General features: G+C 72.2%; 14 protein-coding genes. 5 read left to right on the top strand and 9 right to left on the bottom strand.

The window, feature by feature from the left end; all coding sequences use genetic code 11:
- Positions 1 to 3 precede the first annotated feature (3 nt).
- From ACH4G3_RS01230 to ACH4G3_RS01220, 3 genes are all read right to left on the bottom strand, one after another.
- A complete protein-coding gene (locus ACH4G3_RS01230) occupies positions 4 to 1,521 on the bottom strand; it encodes a VMAP-C domain-containing protein (RefSeq protein ID WP_397622489.1) in 1,518 nt (505 codons plus the stop codon).
- A gap of 156 nt (positions 1,522 to 1,677) precedes the next feature.
- Positions 1,678 to 4,218 carry a polynucleotide kinase-phosphatase gene (locus ACH4G3_RS01225; RefSeq protein ID WP_397622488.1) on the bottom strand — a complete coding sequence of 847 codons (2,541 nt, stop codon included), beginning with the start codon at positions 4,216 to 4,218 and terminating at the stop codon, positions 1,678 to 1,680.
- The gene (locus ACH4G3_RS01220; protein WP_397622487.1) at positions 4,215 to 5,678 is read right to left on the bottom strand and encodes a 3' terminal RNA ribose 2'-O-methyltransferase Hen1; all 1,464 of its coding nucleotides are present in this window, start codon (positions 5,676 to 5,678) and stop codon (positions 4,215 to 4,217) included. Before ACH4G3_RS01220 ends, ACH4G3_RS01225 begins: the two co-directional genes overlap by 4 nt.
- A gap of 159 nt (positions 5,679 to 5,837) precedes the next feature.
- Here ACH4G3_RS01220 and ACH4G3_RS01215 point away from each other — a divergent pair, with 159 nt between their 5' ends.
- On the top strand, positions 5,838 to 6,650 hold the full coding sequence (locus ACH4G3_RS01215) for an SAM-dependent methyltransferase (protein WP_397622486.1): 813 nt from the start codon (positions 5,838 to 5,840) through the stop codon (positions 6,648 to 6,650).
- Positions 6,651 to 6,762: 112 nt separating this feature from the next.
- Here ACH4G3_RS01215 and ACH4G3_RS01210 read toward each other — a convergent pair whose 3' ends face one another.
- Positions 6,763 to 7,686, bottom strand: coding sequence for an LLM class F420-dependent oxidoreductase (locus ACH4G3_RS01210; protein WP_397622485.1), 924 nt, complete (start codon positions 7,684 to 7,686; stop codon positions 6,763 to 6,765).
- A 238-nt stretch (positions 7,687 to 7,924) separates the two neighbouring features.
- Between ACH4G3_RS01210 and ACH4G3_RS01205 the strand changes: the two genes are divergently transcribed.
- Positions 7,925 to 8,098: a hypothetical protein gene (locus ACH4G3_RS01205; RefSeq protein ID WP_397622484.1), complete on the top strand. Its 174-nt coding sequence runs from the start codon at positions 7,925 to 7,927 to the stop codon at positions 8,096 to 8,098.
- Positions 8,099 to 8,142: 44 nt separating this feature from the next.
- Here the strand turns inward: ACH4G3_RS01205 and ACH4G3_RS01200 are convergent, their stop codons facing one another.
- The 4 genes from ACH4G3_RS01200 to ACH4G3_RS01185 all read right to left on the bottom strand — a co-directional run bounded on the left by ACH4G3_RS01200 (position 8,143) and on the right by ACH4G3_RS01185 (position 10,795).
- Positions 8,143 to 8,613 (bottom strand): DUF6099 family protein, encoded by a 471-nt coding sequence (locus ACH4G3_RS01200; protein ID WP_086604552.1) that lies wholly within the window; start codon positions 8,611 to 8,613, stop codon positions 8,143 to 8,145.
- A 197-nt stretch (positions 8,614 to 8,810) separates the two neighbouring features.
- On the bottom strand, positions 8,811 to 9,158 hold the full coding sequence (locus tag ACH4G3_RS01195; protein ID WP_397622483.1) for a nucleotide pyrophosphohydrolase: 348 nt from the start codon (positions 9,156 to 9,158) through the stop codon (positions 8,811 to 8,813).
- Positions 9,155 to 10,312, bottom strand: coding sequence for an AAA family ATPase (locus ACH4G3_RS01190; RefSeq protein ID WP_397622482.1), 1,158 nt, complete (start codon positions 10,310 to 10,312; stop codon positions 9,155 to 9,157). The genes ACH4G3_RS01195 and ACH4G3_RS01190 overlap by 4 nt, the downstream gene beginning before the upstream one ends.
- A gap of 87 nt (positions 10,313 to 10,399) precedes the next feature.
- A complete protein-coding gene (locus tag ACH4G3_RS01185) occupies positions 10,400 to 10,795 on the bottom strand; it encodes a cell division protein SepF (protein ID WP_020273204.1) in 396 nt (131 codons plus the stop codon).
- Between the two features lie 194 nt (positions 10,796 to 10,989).
- On the opposite strand from ACH4G3_RS01185, the gene ACH4G3_RS01180 reads away from it, so the two are divergent.
- Both ACH4G3_RS01180 and ACH4G3_RS01175 read left to right on the top strand, forming a co-directional pair.
- Positions 10,990 to 15,066 carry a bifunctional nitrate reductase/sulfite reductase flavoprotein subunit alpha gene (locus ACH4G3_RS01180; protein WP_397622481.1) on the top strand — a complete coding sequence of 1,359 codons (4,077 nt, stop codon included), beginning with the start codon at positions 10,990 to 10,992 and terminating at the stop codon, positions 15,064 to 15,066.
- A gap of 111 nt (positions 15,067 to 15,177) precedes the next feature.
- Complete coding sequence (locus ACH4G3_RS01175) at positions 15,178 to 16,884, top strand: hypothetical protein (protein WP_397623348.1); 1,707 nt, start codon at positions 15,178 to 15,180, stop codon at positions 16,882 to 16,884.
- 18 nt (positions 16,885 to 16,902) lie between these two features.
- Here the strand turns inward: ACH4G3_RS01175 and ACH4G3_RS01170 are convergent, their stop codons facing one another.
- Positions 16,903 to 17,418 carry a YceI family protein gene (locus ACH4G3_RS01170; protein ID WP_397622480.1) on the bottom strand — a complete coding sequence of 172 codons (516 nt, stop codon included), beginning with the start codon at positions 17,416 to 17,418 and terminating at the stop codon, positions 16,903 to 16,905.
- Between the two features lie 128 nt (positions 17,419 to 17,546).
- Here ACH4G3_RS01170 and ACH4G3_RS01165 point away from each other — a divergent pair, with 128 nt between their 5' ends.
- Positions 17,547 to 18,050: a MarR family winged helix-turn-helix transcriptional regulator gene (locus ACH4G3_RS01165; protein ID WP_397622479.1), complete on the top strand. Its 504-nt coding sequence runs from the start codon at positions 17,547 to 17,549 to the stop codon at positions 18,048 to 18,050.
- Positions 18,051 to 18,211: the final 161 nt, after the last annotated feature.

Below are 18,211 nucleotides of genomic sequence, written 5' to 3'. Positions count from 1 at the left end.
AGCTCAGCTGGCGAGATCATCTGGGTCGATGGTGTGCAGATCGACGACTCGAGTGGGGTCGTCCCACATGAATCCGACATTTCGAGCAAGGTACTGGACCGCGTCCTCCGTGCCGCTCTCGGCGTTCAGCCGCATGCGGTGAATGACGGAGGGAAGCTGCACGGGCATCGCGACGGCCGCGAAGACCGCGGTCACCACTTCGCGCCGCTCCTCCATGAACACACCTCTGCGGTCCCAGACGGCCAGCCCGATCCCCTCCGCGATCGCCGCTTTCAGTGCGTCCAGGGCCGGCGCCCCGGTCGGCGCGTCCAACAGCACTGCCGTACTTCTGGATTCCCCGGCGAGCGCGATCTGCCACGCGCGCAGCCGTCGGGCGTCCGCCTCTCTCCAGGCGTGCACCGTGATCCCATGCTGCTTGAGAGCCGCCCAACGCCGCTGCCACTGCTGCCGGACCACGGCGTTGTCCGTACGCATGCGTTCAAGGCTGCGTAGATGCACCCCGTACCGCAGACCGAGCGGAGTGGGCTCACCGTCGCCGATGGCGAACGTCAACCCCGCCACATCGTGGTTCAGCAGATCGTATGGAAGTACGAACTCTATGTACGCAGGCGGTTCCCGGAGTCCGCTCGAGTCCGGTTCGCGTGGCACCAGCCAGAGTCGGGTGCCGCGCCGCAGCGCCCGGTCCACGGCTCGGCCGAGATCGTCGAGGGGGATCGTGTCCGGCTCGCCGGGGCGTGGGTCCCAGCGGCCGGGGGTCGCGTTCGTCCACGTCCGCACGACCACGTCCGTGCTGCCGTCCCGGGCCGGTTCGACGGCGACGACGAGGGTGCGGGGGATGTCGGGCGACCACACCACCGCGGCGCGGCTCTCCCGGCGCCTCGCCAACTGCGCGGTCAGGCCCTCGCGCCCGGCCCAGTCTTCGACCCACGCGGTCAACGCGAGGCGGTGTTCGACGGTCCGGGCGAGACGGGCCGCGTGGTCGAGGAGGACGACGACGGGCGGCAGTCCGTCCTCCTGCGCGTTCCATTCGAGGAGGTGGGAGAAGAGCTGCTCGGGGGTGAGCCCGTCGGGGAGGTCGAGACCGACGAGTTCCTCCGCGAGCCCGTCCCGTAATCGTGCGGCGGGCAGGTCTCCGCGGCTGAGCGCGACGCGGGCGCTCTTCTCGTCCTCCTTGGTCAGCGGCCCGGCCAGGGCGGGGGCAGGGGCGATCAGCCGGGCGAGCTCGTCCCCGGCCGGGGCGCCTTCGAGGATGCGGACCACCCCGACCAGTACGTGTTCCCCGCCCGCGACGCTCAGCGCGGCGGTCACCAGACTCACCACGTCCTCACGGAGCCTCACGCCGCGTATGTCCACCGGCCTGCGGAGCTGGCCTGCCAGCAGCCCGGCGAACTGCACCCTGCTCGGCGCGTCCTCGACGCAGCCCAGTTCGCAGAGGTGATCGGTGAGCTGCAACAGCAGCCCGAAGTCCGGCTGCCGTCCGGACTCGCCGCCGGACTCGCCGAACACCGCTCCTGTCTGCACCGACTTTCCCCCTGAGTCGGTTCACCTGCCTGACCGACCAGCGAAGTTAGCACGGCAACCAGCGGTTAACCAGGGACGAATGGGACCTGGAGGACGACGTCCGGCCAGGATCACCCCAGGCGGGACAAGCCTGGCCGGAACTGAGCGGTGTCCGGCTCACAGCCTCGGGTCGACCGGCTCCGACTCCAGGGCGAGGACGCCGAAGACGGCCTCGTGCACCCGCCACAGCGGCTCGCCCTCGGCCAGCCGGTCCAGCGCCTCCAGACCGAGCGCGTACTCGCGGATCGCCAGGGACCGCTTGTGGTTCAGGAACCGCGAGCGCAGGCGGGCCAGGTTCTCCGGGCGCGTGTACTCGGGGCCGTAGATGATGCGCAGGTACTCGCGGCCCCGGCACTTGATGCCGGGCTGCACCAGGCGGCCCTGACTGTCGCGGACCAGTGCGCCGACCGGCTTGACGACCATGCCCTCGCCGCCGCGGCCGGTCATCTCCAGCCACCAGTCGACACCGGCCCGGACGGACTCCGGGTCGGCGGTGTCGACGTAGAGCCGCCGGGTGGTCTGGAGCAGGCCGCTGCCGTCGTGCTCGACGAGCCGGTCGAGGAGGGCGAGCTGCTCGTCGTGCGGCAGTCCGGCGAGGCTGCGGCCCTGGACCGCGAGGATCTGGAACGGTGCCAGGCGGACGCCGTCCAGGCCGTCCGTGGTCCAGCAGTAGCGGCGGTAGGCCTCGGTGAACGCGGCGGCGTCGGCGGACCGTTCGCGGGTGCGGGACAGCAGTCCGGTCACGTCGACGCCCCGTGCCGCCGCGCCCTCCAGCGCGGCCAGCACGCCCGGGAACACCGCGGCGGACGCGGCGCCCACGGCGGCGTACTGCGACCGCAGCAGCCCGGACGCCTTCAGCGACCAGGGCATCAGTTCCGCGTCCAGCAGCAGCCAGTCCGTCTCGAGGTGGTCCCAGAGTCCGGCCTCGCCGACCGCCGTGCGCACCCGGTCGAGGATCTCCTCGGTGAGGACGTCGTCGTCGAGGAACGGACGGCCGGTGCGGGTGTAGAGGGAACCCGTGGGGCCGTCGACACCGAAACGCTTGCGGGCCGCCTCCGCGTCCCGGCACACCAGGGCCACCGCCCGCGAGCCCATGTGCTTCTCCTCGCACACGACCCGCGCGACACCGTCCTGCGCGTACTGGGCGAAGGCCTCGGCCGGGTGCTCCAGGTAGCCGTCGACATGCGAGGTCGCGGTCGGGGCCATCGTCGGCGGGAGGTACGGCAGCAGCCGCGGGTCCACCGCGAAGCGGCTCATGACCTCCAGGGCCGCCGCCGCGTTCTCCTCCCGGATCGAGATCCGGCCCTGGTGCCTGGTCTCCACGACCCGGCGGCCCTGCACGTCCGCCAGATCCAGCGGGCGGCCGTCCTGCCCGCCGGGTGCCTCGGAGCGCAGCGGCTTCGCCGGCTCGTACCAGACCCGCTCGGCCGGTACGTCGACCAGCTCGCGCTCGGGCCAGCGCAGGGCGGTGAGCTTGCCGCCGAAGACGGCACCGGTGTCCAGGCAGATGGTGTTGTTCAACCATGTCGCCTCCGGGACCGGAGTGTGCCCGTAGACAACGGCCGCCCGGCCGCGGTACTCCTCCGCCCACGGGTAGCGCACCGGCAGGCCGAACTCGTCGGTCTCGCCGGTCGTGTCGCCGTACAGGGCGTGGCTGCGGACCCGGCCGGACGTACGGCCGTGGTACCGCTCCGGCAGCCCGGCGTGGCAGACGACCAGCCGGCCGCCGTCGAGGACGTAGTGGCTGACGAGGCCGTCGATGAACTCCCGTACCTCGGTGGCGAACTCCTCGCTCTCGCCCGCCATCTGCTCGATGGTCTCGGCGAGGCCGTGGGTGTGCTGGACCTTGCGGCCGCGCAGGTACCGGCCGTACTTGTTCTCGTGGTTGCCGGGCACGCACAGGGCGTTGCCCGACTTCACCATCGTCATCACGCGGCGCAGCACGCCCGGGCTGTCGGGGCCCCGGTCGACCAGGTCGCCGACGAAGACGGCGGTGCGGCCCTCGGGGTGGACGCCGTCCGTGTAGCCCAGCTTGTCGAGCAGCGACTCCAGTTCGGCGGAGCAGCCGTGGATGTCGCCGATGATGTCGAAGGGGCCGGTGAGGTGCGTCAGGTCGTTGAAGCGCTTCTCGGTGACGACGGTGGCCTGCTCGACGTCCTCCACGCCCCGCAGGACGTGCACCTTGCGGAAGCCCTCGCGCTCCAGGTGCCTGAGGGAGCGGCGGAGTTCGCGGATGTGACGCTGGATGACCCGGCGGGGCATGTCGGCGCGGTCGGTGCGGGCCGCGTTGCGCTCGGCGCACACGTTCTCGGGCACGTCGAGCACGATGGCTATCGGCAGGACGTCGTACCGCCTGGCCAGCTCTACCAGCTGACGGCGCGCCTCGGGCTGCACGCTGGTCGCGTCCACGACGGTGCGGCGGCCCGCGGCCAGGCGCTTGCCCGCGATGTAGTGCAGGACGTCGAAGGCGTCCTTGGTGGCGCTCTGGTCGTTCTCGTCGTCCGAGACGAGACCGCGGCAGAAGTCGGACGAGATGATCTCGGTCGGCTTGAAGTGCCTGCGGGCGAACGTGGACTTGCCGGAGCCGGAGGCGCCGACGAGGACCACCAGGGAGAGGTCGGTGACGGGCAGGACGCGCCCTTCGCGTACGTCGGTCATGCCGCCTTCGCCTCCTTCGGGGTGGTCAGTGTGAACACGGCCATCTGGGTGGGCGGTCCCACCTCCGGGTCGTCCGGGCCGACGGGTAGGAACTCGGCCCCGTATCCGTGCCGTTCGGCCACCGCCTCCGCCCAGGCCCGGAACTCCGCCCGGGTCCACTCGAAGCGGTGGTCGCCGTGCCGGACGTGGCCCGCCGGGAGGCTCTCCCAGCGCACGTTGTACTCGACGTTCGGGGTCGTCACGAGGACGGTCCTGGGCCGTGCGGCACCGAACACGGCGTACTCCAGGGCGGGCAGCCGGGGCAGGTCGAGGTGCTCGATCACCTCGCTGAGCACGGCGGCGTCGTATCCCTTGAGCCGGTTGTCGGTGTAGGCGAGCGAGCCCTGGAGGAGCTTCACGCGCGCGGCCTGCCGCTCCCCCATGCGGTCCAGCTTCAGTCGCCGGGAGGCGATGGTGAGCGCGCGCATCGACACGTCAAGACCCACGATCTCCGTGAACGCCGGGTCCTTGAGCAGGGCCTGCACCAACTGGCCCTGGCCGCAGCCGAGGTCGAGCACGCGGGCGGCCCCGGAGGCCTTGAGGGCGGCGGTGATCGCCTCCCGGCGCTGCACGGCCAGCGGGGTCGGCCGCTCCTCGGTCTCGGTCTCCGCCTCGACCGCGTTGTCGATCTCCTCGACCGCGCTGTCGTCCGCCTCCGCCAGCCGCACCAGCTCCAGCCGTTCCGTCGCCTGCCGGGTCAGCGACCAGCGGCGCGAGAGGTAGCGGCTGGTGATCAGCTTCTGCTCCGGGTGGCCGGGCAGCCAGCCCTCGCCGGCGCGCAGCAGCTTGTCGACCTCGTCGGAGGAGACCCAGTAGTGCTTGGCGTCGTCCAGGACCGGGAGCAGGACGTAGAGGTGGCGCAGGGCCTCGGCGAGGGTGCGGTCCGCGGACTCCAGTTCGAGTCGGACGTAGCGCGAGTCGCCCCACTGCGGGAACTCGGTGTCCAGCGGCACGGGCTCGGCGGTGACCGTCCAGCCCAGCGGCTCGAAGAGCTGCCGTACCAGCGCGGGGCCGCCGCGGGCGGGCAGCGCCGGCACCTCGATGCGCAACGGCCTGGGCTCGGCGGGCAGTTCGGGCCGGGCGTTGCAGACGCCCTTCATCGCGCTGGAGAACACGCCGCTCAGCGCAACGGCGAGGAGGGAGGAGGCGGCGTACGGGCGGTCGTTGACGTACTGGGCGAGCACCGCGTCCGGGGCGCCGCCCCGGCCCTTGCCCTTGCCGCGCCGGACCAGGGCCACCGCGTCGACCTCCAGCAGCAGCGCCGCCGTGCAGCGCTCGGCGTCCGCCTCGGGGTAGAGGACGTGGGCCGTGCCGTAGGACGTGGAGAACGCCTGCGCCTTCTCGGGATGCTTGTGCAGCAGGAAGCCGAGATCGGTGGCGGGGCGCTCCGGGGTGCCGGTGGTCGTGATGGTCAGAAACACGGTGGGCGACCTTTGATAAGTGGTCTGAACTGCGGATACGCCCACCGTACAGAGCGGGCACCGGCGGCACCCGGGAATTTTCGCTAGCCTCCCGATCGACCGGGCGTTCGAGGGGGATACGGAAGAGCGCCCACGCACGGGGAGATGCGGAGGCCTCACGTGACAGACGCCGGTACCAGCGCGGGACAGATCGACACCGGCAAGCCCCATTCGGCACGCATGTACGACTACTACCTCGGCGGGAAGGACAACTACCCCGTCGACGCGGAAGCTGCCGAGCAGGTGATATCCCTCTTCCCCGCCACCAGGGAACTGGCGCTGACCAACCGCCGGTTCATGCACCGCGCCTCCCGGCTGCTGGCCGAGCGGGGCGTCCGGCAGTTCCTCGACATCGGGACCGGCATTCCCACCGAGCCGAACCTCCACCAGATCGTCCAGGGGGTCGTCCCGGAGGCCCGGGTGGTGTACGCGGACAACGATCCGATCGTCCTGCGGCACGCCCAGGCGCTGCTGCACAGCGCGCCGGAAGGAAAGACCGCCTACGTCCACGGCGACGTGCGGGAGCCGGGGAAGATCATCGCGGCGGCACGGGAGACTCTCGATTTCAGCCGGCCGATCGCGCTGTCCCTCGTGGCCCTGCTGCACCTGGTGGCGGACGAGGACGAGCCCGCCCGGATCGTCCGCGAGCTTCTCGAACCCCTGCCGTCCGGAAGCTACTTGACGCTCTCCCACGCCACGGGCGACTTCGACCCGGAGACCTGGGAGCGGGTCGTCGAGGTCTACCGCAAGGGCGGGACGGCGGCGCAGGTGCGCTCGCGTGACGAGTTCTCGGCGTTCTTCACGGGACTTGAGCTGGTGGATCCCGGGGTGGTCCTGGCGGCCCGGTGGCACCCCGAGCTCGGGGGACAGCCCGGCGGCGAGGGCGGGGGCGAGGAGATGCCCCTCTATGTGGCGGTCGGCCGCAAGCCGTGATGGACGGCGCAGGGCGTGACGGACGGCGCGGGGAGTGGCGGACGGCTGTCCGGCGGGTCGCGGTTCACGCCGATCCGCCGGACGGCCGTCCTCCCGTCCTGCCGTACCGGTCTTACGACAGCTGGGACTGCACCTGCGAGGAGATCAGCTCCAGGTGGTCGAGGTCGTCCAGGTCGAGGATCTGGAGGTAGATGCGGCTCGCACCGATCTCGGCGTAGCGGCCGATCTTGTCGACGACCTCGGCCGGGGTGCCCGCCAGGCCGTTGAGCCTCAGCTCGTCGGGCTGACGGCCGATCGCCTCGGCCCGGCGGGCGACCTCCTGGTCGTCCCGGCCGACGCAGACGACGAGGGCGTTGGAGTAGACGAGATCGTCACCGTCGCGGCCGGCCTCCTGGGCGGCGGCACGGACCCGGCCGAACTGACGCTCGCTGTCCTCGATCGAGGCGAAGGGGATGTTGAACTCGTCGGCGTACTTCGCGGCCAGCCGCGGGGTGCGGGTGGCGCCGTGGCCGCCGACGAGCACGGGGATCTTCTCCTGCGCGGGCTTGGGCAGCGCGGGGGAGTCCGTGAGGTCGTAATAGGTGCCGTGGAAGTCGTAGGTCTTGCCGAGAGCCGTCGACCACAGGCCGGTGACGATCTCCAGCTGTTCCTCGAGGCGGGCGAACTTCTCCTTGGGGAACGGGATGCCGTAGGCCTTGTGCTCCTCCTCGAACCAGCCCGCACCGAGGCCGAGTTCGACCCGGCCGCCGGACATCTGGTCGACCTGGGCGACCTGGATGGCGAGCACGCCGGGGAGCCGGAAGGTGCCGGCGGTCATCAGGGTGCCGAGCCGGATGCGCTTGGTCTCGCGGGCGAGTCCGGCCAGCGTGATCCAGGCGTCGGTGGGGCCGGGCAGGCCGTCCACGGAACCCATGCGGAGATAGTGGTCGGAACGGAAAAATGCGTCGAAGCCGAGCTCCTCCGTGGCCTTGGCGACGGTGAGCAGAGTGTCGTAGGTGGCCCCCTGCTGGGGCTCGGTGAAGATGCGAAGATCCATGTTTCCATCCTGCACGCCGGTCCGTGGGACGACGAGATCGGACCCCCGTGCCGCCCGGTCCCCGGTCGGGTGAAATTACGTCAATACCGCGGGTCCCGCGTGACCGGGCCAGTGACCGGCCCCGTTGGTGATCGTTGGCTCGGGCGGAGCCGGAGCCCCCGGCTTCCGCACCGGCCGGTGAGCGCCGGGGCGTCACCCGCGTCGGCCTCCCCGGGGGCCAGGGGCCGAGGAGGCCGTCATGTCCGAAGAGACCGTGCCGCAGCAGGGCGGGGCCGGGCAGCCGAAAGGGCTGTTGCAGCAGATGGAGGAGCTGATGGCGGCGTTGAACGCGGACCTGTCGGCGCTGGACGCGGATCTGCAGGCGGCGGGGGACGCCGACCGGAGGTCGGGCGACGAGGAACAGGTCGGCTGAGATCCGCTCCGGCGGGGCCGGCCGCGGCCGGCCTTCGGCAGCCGCTACCCCGCCTCCCTCTCCGGTAACGCCTGTTCCCGGTCCGCGAGTCTGCGGAGCATCTCCAGGACGCGGTCCCGGGACTCGTCCGCCGCGTCAATGGCCTCCATGCACTGCCAGTACGTGCCCTCGTCGTCCGCGGCGCAGGCGAGGCCCACGAGGGCTATGCCGACCTCGCCGAGGAGGCCGCCGAGATACATCAGGGTGTGGCGGGCGTCGCCCAACTCGGTGAGCTGGCCCGCCCGCAGCTCACCGGGGGCCAGTTCGGGCGGGTCGAGGACACCGCAGCCGCGGCCCGCCAGCTCCGTCAACCCCAGCGCCTCGCCGCGCAGTTCTGGCGGGCCCGCGACCGCTAGGCGGCTTCCTATCGCCTGCGCCAGGGCCTGCGCCTGCCACACTTCGGCCAGGATCCCCGGCACGTCGCCGCCCGCTGCCAGGGACCGCCTGCTCGTCACGATGAGCCGCACCGCGTCCATGCGCTGCCCCCGTCCTGTCCGACGCGCTCCGCGCGTCCGTCCGCCCGAACTCCCTTGTTCACTACCCAGAGTGAAGGGGAGTGAGACGAAAAGCCAGAGGAAGACGGAAATCTGCGGACAACAATTCGGATTCGGGCCGCATTTTGGTTACACAGCGTACAAGTGGACTGTGTGGCTCCTGGAGTGGGCCGTGCGGCTCACCGGAGTGGGCCGTCCGGCTCCTGGACCGGGAACCTCCGTTCGTTCCGGTCGATCTTCGCGTCCAGTGCGGCCAGCGGGTCGATGCCGAGCACCTCGCACAGCTGGAGCAGATACGCGAGCACGTCGGCGACCTCGTCCGTGACCCGGTGCGCGGTGTCCGGATCGGACATGACGCGGGCCGACTCCTCGGGCGTCAGCCACTGGAAGATCTCGACCAGTTCGGACGCCTCCACGCTGAGCGCGGCGACGAGGTTCTTGGGGGTGTGGTAGGGCTGCCAGTTCCGCGCGGCCGCGAACTCGGCCAGCCGGCGTTGCAGTTTCGCCACGTCGAGAGGTTCTGTCACGGCCTCAGGTGTACCACCGTGACCCCGTCGGTCCCGGCGGCCCACGACGCGTCGCTCACCGCGCCGACGAGCCGGATGTGGCCGCGTTCGCACATCCGGGCCGCGAGCCGCAGCAGTGCGCCCCGCTGACCGGGGTCGAGGCTCCGGTCGAGGCCGTCGGCGAGGACGGTGAGCGTCTGGAGGGCGGCGGGCACCTCGCCGGCCGGGTCCAGGTCGAGCACGCCCGGCCCGGTGAGCAGCACCAGCGCGAGCGCGACGTATCTCAACTCCCCCTCGCCCAGCCGGCCGAACTCCGTCCGGATGCCGTCACCCCGGTCGAGCACCGCCCGCACCGTCCCGTCCGCCGGCAGCTCGGCGAGGACGTCCGCCACCGGCCCGGAGCAGCCGGCCCGTACCGCCGCGACGAACAGCGTGTGCCGGTGCCCGCACTCGGCGCGGGTGCGCAGCAGGACGTCGGCGAGGTTGCCGCAGTGACGCAGCAGCCGGCCGGTGCCTGCCGGTACGGGGCCGCGCATCCGGCCGGGGTCGGGGTCGCAGGCGAAGGCGGAGCGCAGGGCGACGACCATCTGCTCGGCGGCGGCCAGCACCCTGCGCTGCCCGGGCGTCCGGCCGGCGACGCGCAGCGGCAGCAGGGCGGTGCCGAGCCGGTCGTCCGGCAGCGGGCCACGGGTCACCGGCGTCGGCCCGGCGGTGTGCCACGCGGCCTGCACGGCGCGCTTCCCGGGGTCGCGCAGGGCGGTTTCCAGCAGGACCAGTCCGCCGCCCGTCAACCGCTCGCCCACGACACGCAGGTGAGGCTCGGCCTGCACGGCGACATCGAGCCGGACCGGGCCGGCGGGCCCGTCGGCCGTGCAGCCGATGCGGAAGCCGCGGCGCTGCTGCGCGTCGGGCCGGGCCCGCTCCGGTACACAGGCGACGGGGTCCGGGAACGCCTCGCCGAGCGCGGCGCCTCCCCCGAGCCGGGCGAGCGCCTCGTACGCCCGCAGCGCGCTGGACTTGCCGCAGCCACTGGGACCGGCGAGGAGGGTGAGCGGCCCGAGCGGGAGTGCGGCGCGGCGGTGGCCGGCGAAGGCGGACAGCCGCAGTTCGGTGATGCGCGGGCGCACGAGTGAGGTGCAAGGAGTGGGGGGCGTGGCAGCGGGGGGCTGGGTCATGTCCGGACCGTAGGACTCCGCTCGCGGGACGAACCGTTCCGTCTCCCGGGGCTTCCTACGATCGGGCGACCCGGCCACCACAGGACGTCACACCCCGGGAACCCCGACACCCTCCATCAGGCCCGTCACCTCGGTCCCCGCCGGCGTGAGCAGGAACACGTTGCGGTCCACCCGGTGCATTCCGCTCGCCAGGCCGAAGACGACACCGGTGCTGAAGTCGAGGACGCGCTTGGCGACCTCCGTCTCCGCGCCGGTCAGGTCGAGCAGCACCGGCACACCGGCCATCAGGGTCTCGGCGACGTCACGGGCGTCCGCGAAGACGTTCACCCGCAACACGACGAAGCGGCGTCGCGCCTCCGTCTCGGCCTCGGGTATGGACCGGTGGCCGACGGATGACGGCCAGGCGTCCCGGCCCCTCAGCGGCACGACCTGGGCGAGCCCCTCCCACTGTTCGTCGGTGACATCGTGGCTGTTCACCGGCATGCTCCGTCCTGGCTCGCGCTGGCTGTCTCCATCGGCCAATTCTTGCGCACGGTCACCCGTTCGGCCCAACTGCGACACGCTCCGCCACCTCGATGCACCTCACAACGGCCGGAAGACGGCTGTGTGACGGGCGTAACTCCTCGTGATCAAGCAATGTGACACCTGCGTAACGGGGAGTTCGTACCGTCGACGGCATGACCACGACCCCCCGGCCGCAGCAGGAGACGGAAGCGGTGCGCACCGTCTGCTCGTACTGCGGTGTGGGCTGCGGTCTCGTACTCGATGTCGGCATGGGGCCGGACGGGCGGCGCACGGTCCTGAAGGCGTCCGGCGACAAGGCGCACCCGGCGAACGCGGGCCGGCTGTGCACCAAGGGCGCGACCACGGCCGACATGCTCGCCGCCCCCGGGCGGCTGACCACCGCGCTGGTCCGCGACGACCGGGGCGAGGAGCCGGTGCCCTCGCCCGTCGCCGACGCGATCGCCGAGACCGCCGCACGGCTGCGGGCGATCGTCGACGCGCACGGGCCGGACTCGGTCGCCTTCTATGTGTCCGGGCAGATGAGCCTGGAGGCGCAGTACCTCGCGAACAAGCTGGCCAAGGGGTTCGTGCGGACGAACTCGATCGAGTCGAACTCACGGCTGTGCATGGCGAGCGCGGGCACCGGCTACAAGCTGTCGCTGGGCGCGGACGGGCCGCCCGGCTCGTACGAGGACTTCGACCAGGCGGACGTCTTCCTCGTCATCGGCTCGAACATGGCCGACTGCCATCCGATCCTCTTCCTGCGGATGATGGAGCGGGTCAAGGCGGGCGCCAGGCTGATCGTCGTCGATCCGCGGCGGACCGCGACCGCCGCCAAGGCCGATCTGTTCCTCCAGGTCAGGCCGGGGACCGACCTCGCGCTGCTGAACGGCCTGCTGCACCTGCTGCACGCGGACGGGCACACCGACCCGGAGTTCGTCGCGGCCCACACCGAGGGTTGGGAGGACATGCCCGGGTTCCTCTCCGACTACGCCCCGGCCGCGGTCGCGGAGATCACCGGGCTCGCCGAGGACGACATCCGCCGGGCCGCCCGGCTGATCGGCGAGGCCGGCAAGCAGTGGATGAGCTGCTGGACCATGGGCCTGAACCAGTCCACGCACGGCACCTGGAACACCAACGCCCTGGTCAACCTGCATCTGGCGACGGGCGCGATCTGCCGTCCGGGCGCCGGGCCGTTCTCCCTCACCGGCCAGCCCAACGCCATGGGCGGGCGCGAGATGGGCTACATGGGCCCGGGGCTGCCGGGGCAGCGGTCGGTGCTCGTAGCTCAGGAGCGGGCGTTCACCGAGGACGTGTGGGAGCTGCCGCCGGGGACGCTGCGGGCCGACGGGGTCGGGCAGGGCACCGTCGAGATGTTCCGGAAGATGGCCGACGGGGAGATCAAGGCCTGCTGGATCATCTGCACCAACCCCGTCGCCTCGGTCGCCAACCGGCGTACGGTCATCGAGGGCCTGGAGGCCGCCGAGTTCGTCGTCACGCAGGACGTGTTCACGGACACCGAGACGAACGCGTACGCCGATGTCGTCCTGCCCGGCGCGATGTGGACCGAGGCCGAGGGCGTCTTCGTCAACAGCGAGCGCAACCTCACGCTGACCCGGGCCGCCGCGGACCCGCCCGGGGAGGCGATGGCCGACTGGAGGATCATCGCGGAGGTCGCGTGCGCGATGGGGTACGAGAAGGGGTTCTCGTACGACAGCGCCGAGCAGGTCTTCGAGGAGATCCGGCGGTTCCACAACCCGAAGACGCAGTGGGATCTGCGGGGTGTCTCCTACGAGCGGCTGCGGCGGACGCCCGTGCAGTGGCCGGCCGCGCGGGAGGACGGTCCGGAGCGCAATCCCGTCCGGTACGTGGGTGACGACGGGCTGCGGTTCCCGACGGCGAGCGGTCGTGCCGTCTTCTTCGCCCGTCCGCATCTGCCCGCCGCCGAGATGCCGGACGACGACTACCCCTTCGTGCTCAACACCGGGCGGGTGCAGCACCAGTGGCACACGCTCACCAAGACCGGGAAGGTCGCCAAGCTCAACAAGCTGAACCCCGGGCCCTTCGTGGAGCTCCACCCGTGGGACGCGGACGCGCTCGGGGTCGCGGAGGGCGACCTGGTCGAGGTCGCCTCGCGGCGCGGGCGGGCCGTGCTGCCGGCGGTGGTGACGGACCGGGTGCGGCCGGGCTGCTGTTTCGCGCCCTTCCACTGGAACGACCTGTTCGGCGAGTATCTGAGCATCAACGCGGTGACGAGCGACGCGGTGGATCCGCTGTCGTTCCAGCCGGAGTTCAAGGTGTGCGCGGTGTCGCTGGCGAAGGTGGCGACGCCCGTACGTGAGGCGTCCGCGCACGACGCGGTGGGCACGGAACGCGAGGAACCGGCCGGGGCTCTGACGCCGACGACCGTCACCCCCGCCGGGACCGACCCGTTCGGCCTCCGGCCCTCCCCTCCCCCGGTCCTGTCCGCCCAGGAACGCCAGTACCTCACCGGCTTCCTCGCCGGGCTCGGTTCGGGCGCCCCCGGCGTTCCGGTGCTCCCGCCGGACGCGCCCTTCAGCCCCGAGCACGCCCTGTGGGTCAACGGCGTCCTCGCCGGCATGTACTCGCGATCGGCGCCACCGGCCGCCCCCGCGACGGAGCCGGCCGGCCGTGAGGTCGTGGTGCTGTGGGCCTCGCAGACGGGGAACGCCGAGGAGTTCGCCACCGCCACCGCCGAGCGGCTGACCGCGACCGGGCACCGTACGACCCTCGTCGGCATGGACGAGGCCGACGTCACGGCGCTCGCCCGCACCGCGGACCTGCTCTTCATCACCAGCACCTTCGGGGACGGTGACGCGCCCGACAACGGAACCGGCCTGTGGGACAGGCTCTCGGGCGAGGAGGCCCCGCGGCTGGAGGGGGTGCGGTACGCCGTGCTCGCCTTCGGCGACTCCTCGTACGACGACTTCTGCGGGCACGGGCGCCGGCTGGACGCGCGGCTCGACGAACTGGGCGGCGTGCGGCTGGCCCCGCGTACGGACTGCGAGCCCGACTACGGGACCTCCGCCGGGGCGTGGCTCGACCAGGTGCTCACGGCGCTGGGCGGTCCGGCCGCCTCGCCGGCCTCGCCACCGGAACCGAAGCCGAAGCCGAAGCCCGCGGCCACGATCGCCCGGCTGGTCGGCAACCGGCTGCTCAGCCGGCCCGGCGCGGGCAAGGAGGTCCGGCGGTTCACCTTCGACACCAGCGGGACGGACCTGGCGTACGAGGCCGGGGACGCGCTCGGCGTGCGGCCGGTCAACGCGCCGGACCTCGTGGCGGAGTGGCTGGCGGTGACCGGGCTGGACGCCGGGGCGGCCGTCGAGGTGGCCGGGGTGGGCGAGGTGCCGTTCGGCGAGGCGCTGGGCCGGCACCTCGACATCACGAAGATCACCCCGGACCTGCTGCGGTTCGTCGCCGAACGCGCCCGGGACAAGCACGAGTTGCGCAGGCTGCTGCGGCCCGACAACAAGGACGGGCTGGCGCAGTGGTGCTGGGGGCGGCAGGCCGTGGACGTGATCGCGGAGTACGCGGTGCGGGCGGACGCCGAGGAGTGGACGGGGGTGCTGCGGAAGCTCCAGCCGCGGCTGTACTCCATATCGTCCAGCCCGCTGGTCGATCCGCACCAGGTGTCGCTGACGGTGTCCGTGGTGCGGTACGAGAACCTGCAGGGGCGTCCGCGCGGCGGGGTGTGCTCGCCGTTCCTCGCCGACGCCGGGGCGGACACCGAGGTGCCGGTGTTCGTGCAGCGCTCGCCGCACTTCCGGCCCCCGGCCGACGCGTCGACGCCGATGGTCATGGTCGGCCCCGGCACCGGCGTCGCGCCGTTCGTCGGTTTCCTCCAGGAGCGGCGTGCCCTCGGGCACCGGGCCCCCAACTGGCTGTTCTTCGGCGAGCAGCACCGCGCGACGGACTTCTACTACGAGGACGAGCTGACGGCTCTGCTCGACGAGGGCACCCTCACCCGTCTGGACACCGCCTTCTCCCGCGACCAGCGCAACAAGGTGTACGTGCAGGACCGGATGCGCGAGCACGGGCCGGAGCTGTGGCACTGGCTGTGCGAGGGGGCCCGCTTCTACGTCTGCGGCGACGCCTCCCGCATGGCCAAGGACGTGGACCGGGCCCTGCGGGACATCGCGGTGGCACACGGCGGGCTGAGCGAGGCGGAGGCCGCCGCGTACGTGAAACAACTCGCGGCGGACAAGCGGTACGCACGGGACGTGTACTGAGCGGGCGTCGGGTCCTTACTCGCCTCACACCCGTCTCTTCACCGCCGTCCGGGCCGCGCTCACCGGCGGCGATTAGCGTCCTGCGGCGTGTACTCGGCAGAAACCACGCTGGTGGTGCCCGGCCCGCGCACGCAGTCGGCGGTGGCCGTGCCACCGCCCCCGGCCCAGTGGCACCGCGTCCTGACCCTGCTCGCCGACATCAGTCTGCTGATCGGCACCCGTGCGGTGTGGGCGACGGCGGCCAGTCACCGGCCGGCCGTGGCCGCGGTGATCTCGGCGTGCTACGCCTCGATCCTGGTGTGCGGGGTGCTGGCCCTGGTCGTCCGCCGGGAACGGTCACTGGCGCGGGTGGACCTGTGCGTGCTGGTGACGGGCGTGACGCTCACCCTGTGCGCGTGGATCATGCTCCACCACGGCTCCGACGAGGCGCTGCTCACCACCCAGGCGGCCCGGGACGTGGCCGCGGGGCACCCGGTGTACGGGCAGCCGTGGCCCTGGCTCTTCGGCCACGGTGTGGCCCTCACCCCGACGGTGACCGGGGGCTACGACCTCACCTACGGCTATCCGCCGCTCGCCCCGCTGCTGGCCGTGCCGCTGCTGTGGCTGGGCCACGGAGGTACCCCGGCGACGGCGGTGAGCACGGGCGCGCTGGTGGCCGGCACGGTCGTGCTGTGGCGGATGCTGCCGGCCCCGTGGCGGTCGGCGGCGACCATGGTGTGTCTGGGCTTCGGGATGCTGCCGTCGTACGGGCGGCTCGGCTACCCGGCGATCGTGGCCCTGGCCCTGCTGGTGCCGGTGGTGGTGCGCTGGCCGCGGACCGGTGCGGGCGGGCGGCTCGGGGCGGCGGGTCTGGCGCGGGCCGCGTGTCTGGGGGCGGCGTGCGCGGCACAGCAACTCCCCTGGTTCCTGGCGCCGTTCCTGCTGGCCGGCCTCTACGCCGTGCGGCGCGGTGAGCTGGGCGGCCGGGCCGCGGCGGTGGTGGTGCTGCGGTTCGCCGGGGCCGCGGCGGCCGTGTGGCTGCTGGTCAACACCTACTTCGTCGTCAGCGAGCCGGGCCCCTGGCTGACGGGGATCGCCCTGCCGTTGACGCAGGGCGCGGTGCTGCACGGGCAGGGTGTCGTCGACATCTCGCTGTACCTGACCAACGGCAGCGACCGGCTCGACTGGTACTCCTCCGCGAGCCTGCTGCTGCTCGCCGGCCTGCTCGTGCTGTTCGTGCTCTTCGTACGGCGCCTGGGGCCGGCCGCGACCGTCCTGCCCTGGTGCGCCTTCTATCTGGCGACCCGCTCCCAGGACGGCTACTACCTGTTGATGACGCCGCTGTGGCTGGCGGCGGCCGTCACCGCTCCCGCGTCGGCGTTCGCCGGGGCCTGGCAGCCCCGTGTGCGCCTGCTGTCCGGGCCGCGGCGCCGCCCGGCCCGGATCGCCCTGGCGGCGCTGCTGCTCCTGCCCGCGCTGAGCGGCGCGGCCGTGGCGGCGACGGGCACGCCGCCCCTGCGCATGCGGGTCGTCGCGGCCCGCCATCCCACCGCGGCGACCGTCTCCCGCCTGACCCTCCAGGTCACCAACACGGACGACACGGCCCTCGCCCCGCACTTCACCCTGACCATGGGCCAGGGCATGGACCCGTACTGGCGGATCGTCCGGGGCCCGCGCAGCCTGCCCGCGCATGCCACCGCCCGCTATGAACTCCGGCCGCCCTCGGGCCGGTTCACCGTGCCCCGGCCGGGGGCCCGGATCCGCCTGCGCGCGTTCACGGCGTCGCCGCAGACCCTGTCGAGCGCGGATGTGCAGCAGGCGGTGCGCCGGACGGGCTGACACCGCGCCGGGGCCGCGTCAGCCGCCGGTCCGGACGAAGCGCAGGCCGGCGGTGACCGTGGTCCGGCCGCGGATCATGCCCAGCTGGTTCCAGCCCATGCCGAACTGCTCCCGGTCGACGCTGAACTCGGTCTCCAGCGTGAGTCCCGTGGCAGTGCCGTCCTTCAGGCGGGCGGTGAGCGACAGCGGCCTGCTGATGCCGCGCACGGTGAGCTGGCCGACGATGTGCACCTGGTCGCCGTCGCGCAGCTCGGCACTGCGGGCCACGAAGGTGATCTCGGGGTGGTGGTCGGCGTCGAAGAAGTCGGCGGACCTCAGGTGGGTGTCGCGCTTGGCGTTCTTGGTGTCGAGGGAGGCGACGTCGAAGGTCAGGGTGCCGACGGCGGACCCGTCGGGCCGGACCTCGCCCGAGCCGCCGATCGTGCCGAAGGTGCCCTTCACGGTGACCAGGCCCCACATGGTCTTGTGCTGGATGCCGACGGTCGAGGTGGTCGTGTCGAGCTGCCACAGTCCGGTTTCCACGGCGACGGTCATGGTCTTTCTCCACTCGTATGTCTTGTCCGAGCTCATCTCGTCCAAATTTGGATGACTGCACGCTAGCGGCTCGTCCAAAATTGAACAACCCCCTGTTTCAAATTTGGACAACAGGTAGGCTGGGACGCATGGCCGACCCCCAGGAGCACTCCGCCGACCTGCCCGAATGCCAGTTCGCCGAGGGCAGCGGGCTGCTGCCGGCCGAGCTGCGCGCCTGGATGCTGGTGCTCGCCGCGACCGGGGCAGTGGAGCAGCGGCTGCGCTCGGTCGTGAAGGAGAAGCTGGACGTCTCGCACGACGAGTTCCTGATCCTGTGCCTGCTCGCGGAGCAGCCCGAGGGCGGGCTGCGCATGACGCGCGTCGCGGAGCTCCTGGGCCGCCCGAAGACCCGCCTCACCTACCAGATCGCCTGCCTCCAGCACGCCGGCCTCGTCACCCGCAAGTCGGTGTGCGGCGACAAGCGCGGCGTCGAGGTCACCCTCACCGACAAGGCCCGCGCCCTCCTGACCGAGGCCTCCGGCCCGCTCGCCGAGACGGTGACGCAGTCCCTCGCCCGTTTCATGGGCCCGGACCAGCGGGAGGCGCTGTGTGCGCTGGTGCCGGACCTCGCCGAGGAGTCCGGCACGCGCTGAGGCCCGCTCTACACCGTCGTAGAATCCGGGAACACGGGTGCGACGACGAGCGTTGACCCGGATACACACCACACATGAGGAGCCACTTCTTGTCCGCCAGACCGACGGACCCCCCGGGGCACAGTCCCCGACCATTCCGCCGCGACATCAGTGATCGCGGC

The sequence above is a fragment of the Streptomyces afghaniensis genome, assembly GCF_044327915.1.
GTDB classification, from domain to species: Bacteria; Actinomycetota; Actinomycetes; order Streptomycetales; family Streptomycetaceae; genus Streptomyces; species Streptomyces afghaniensis.
Note: the sequence above shows the minus strand (reverse complement) of the source record. Positions and strands in the feature narration are given on the sequence as shown.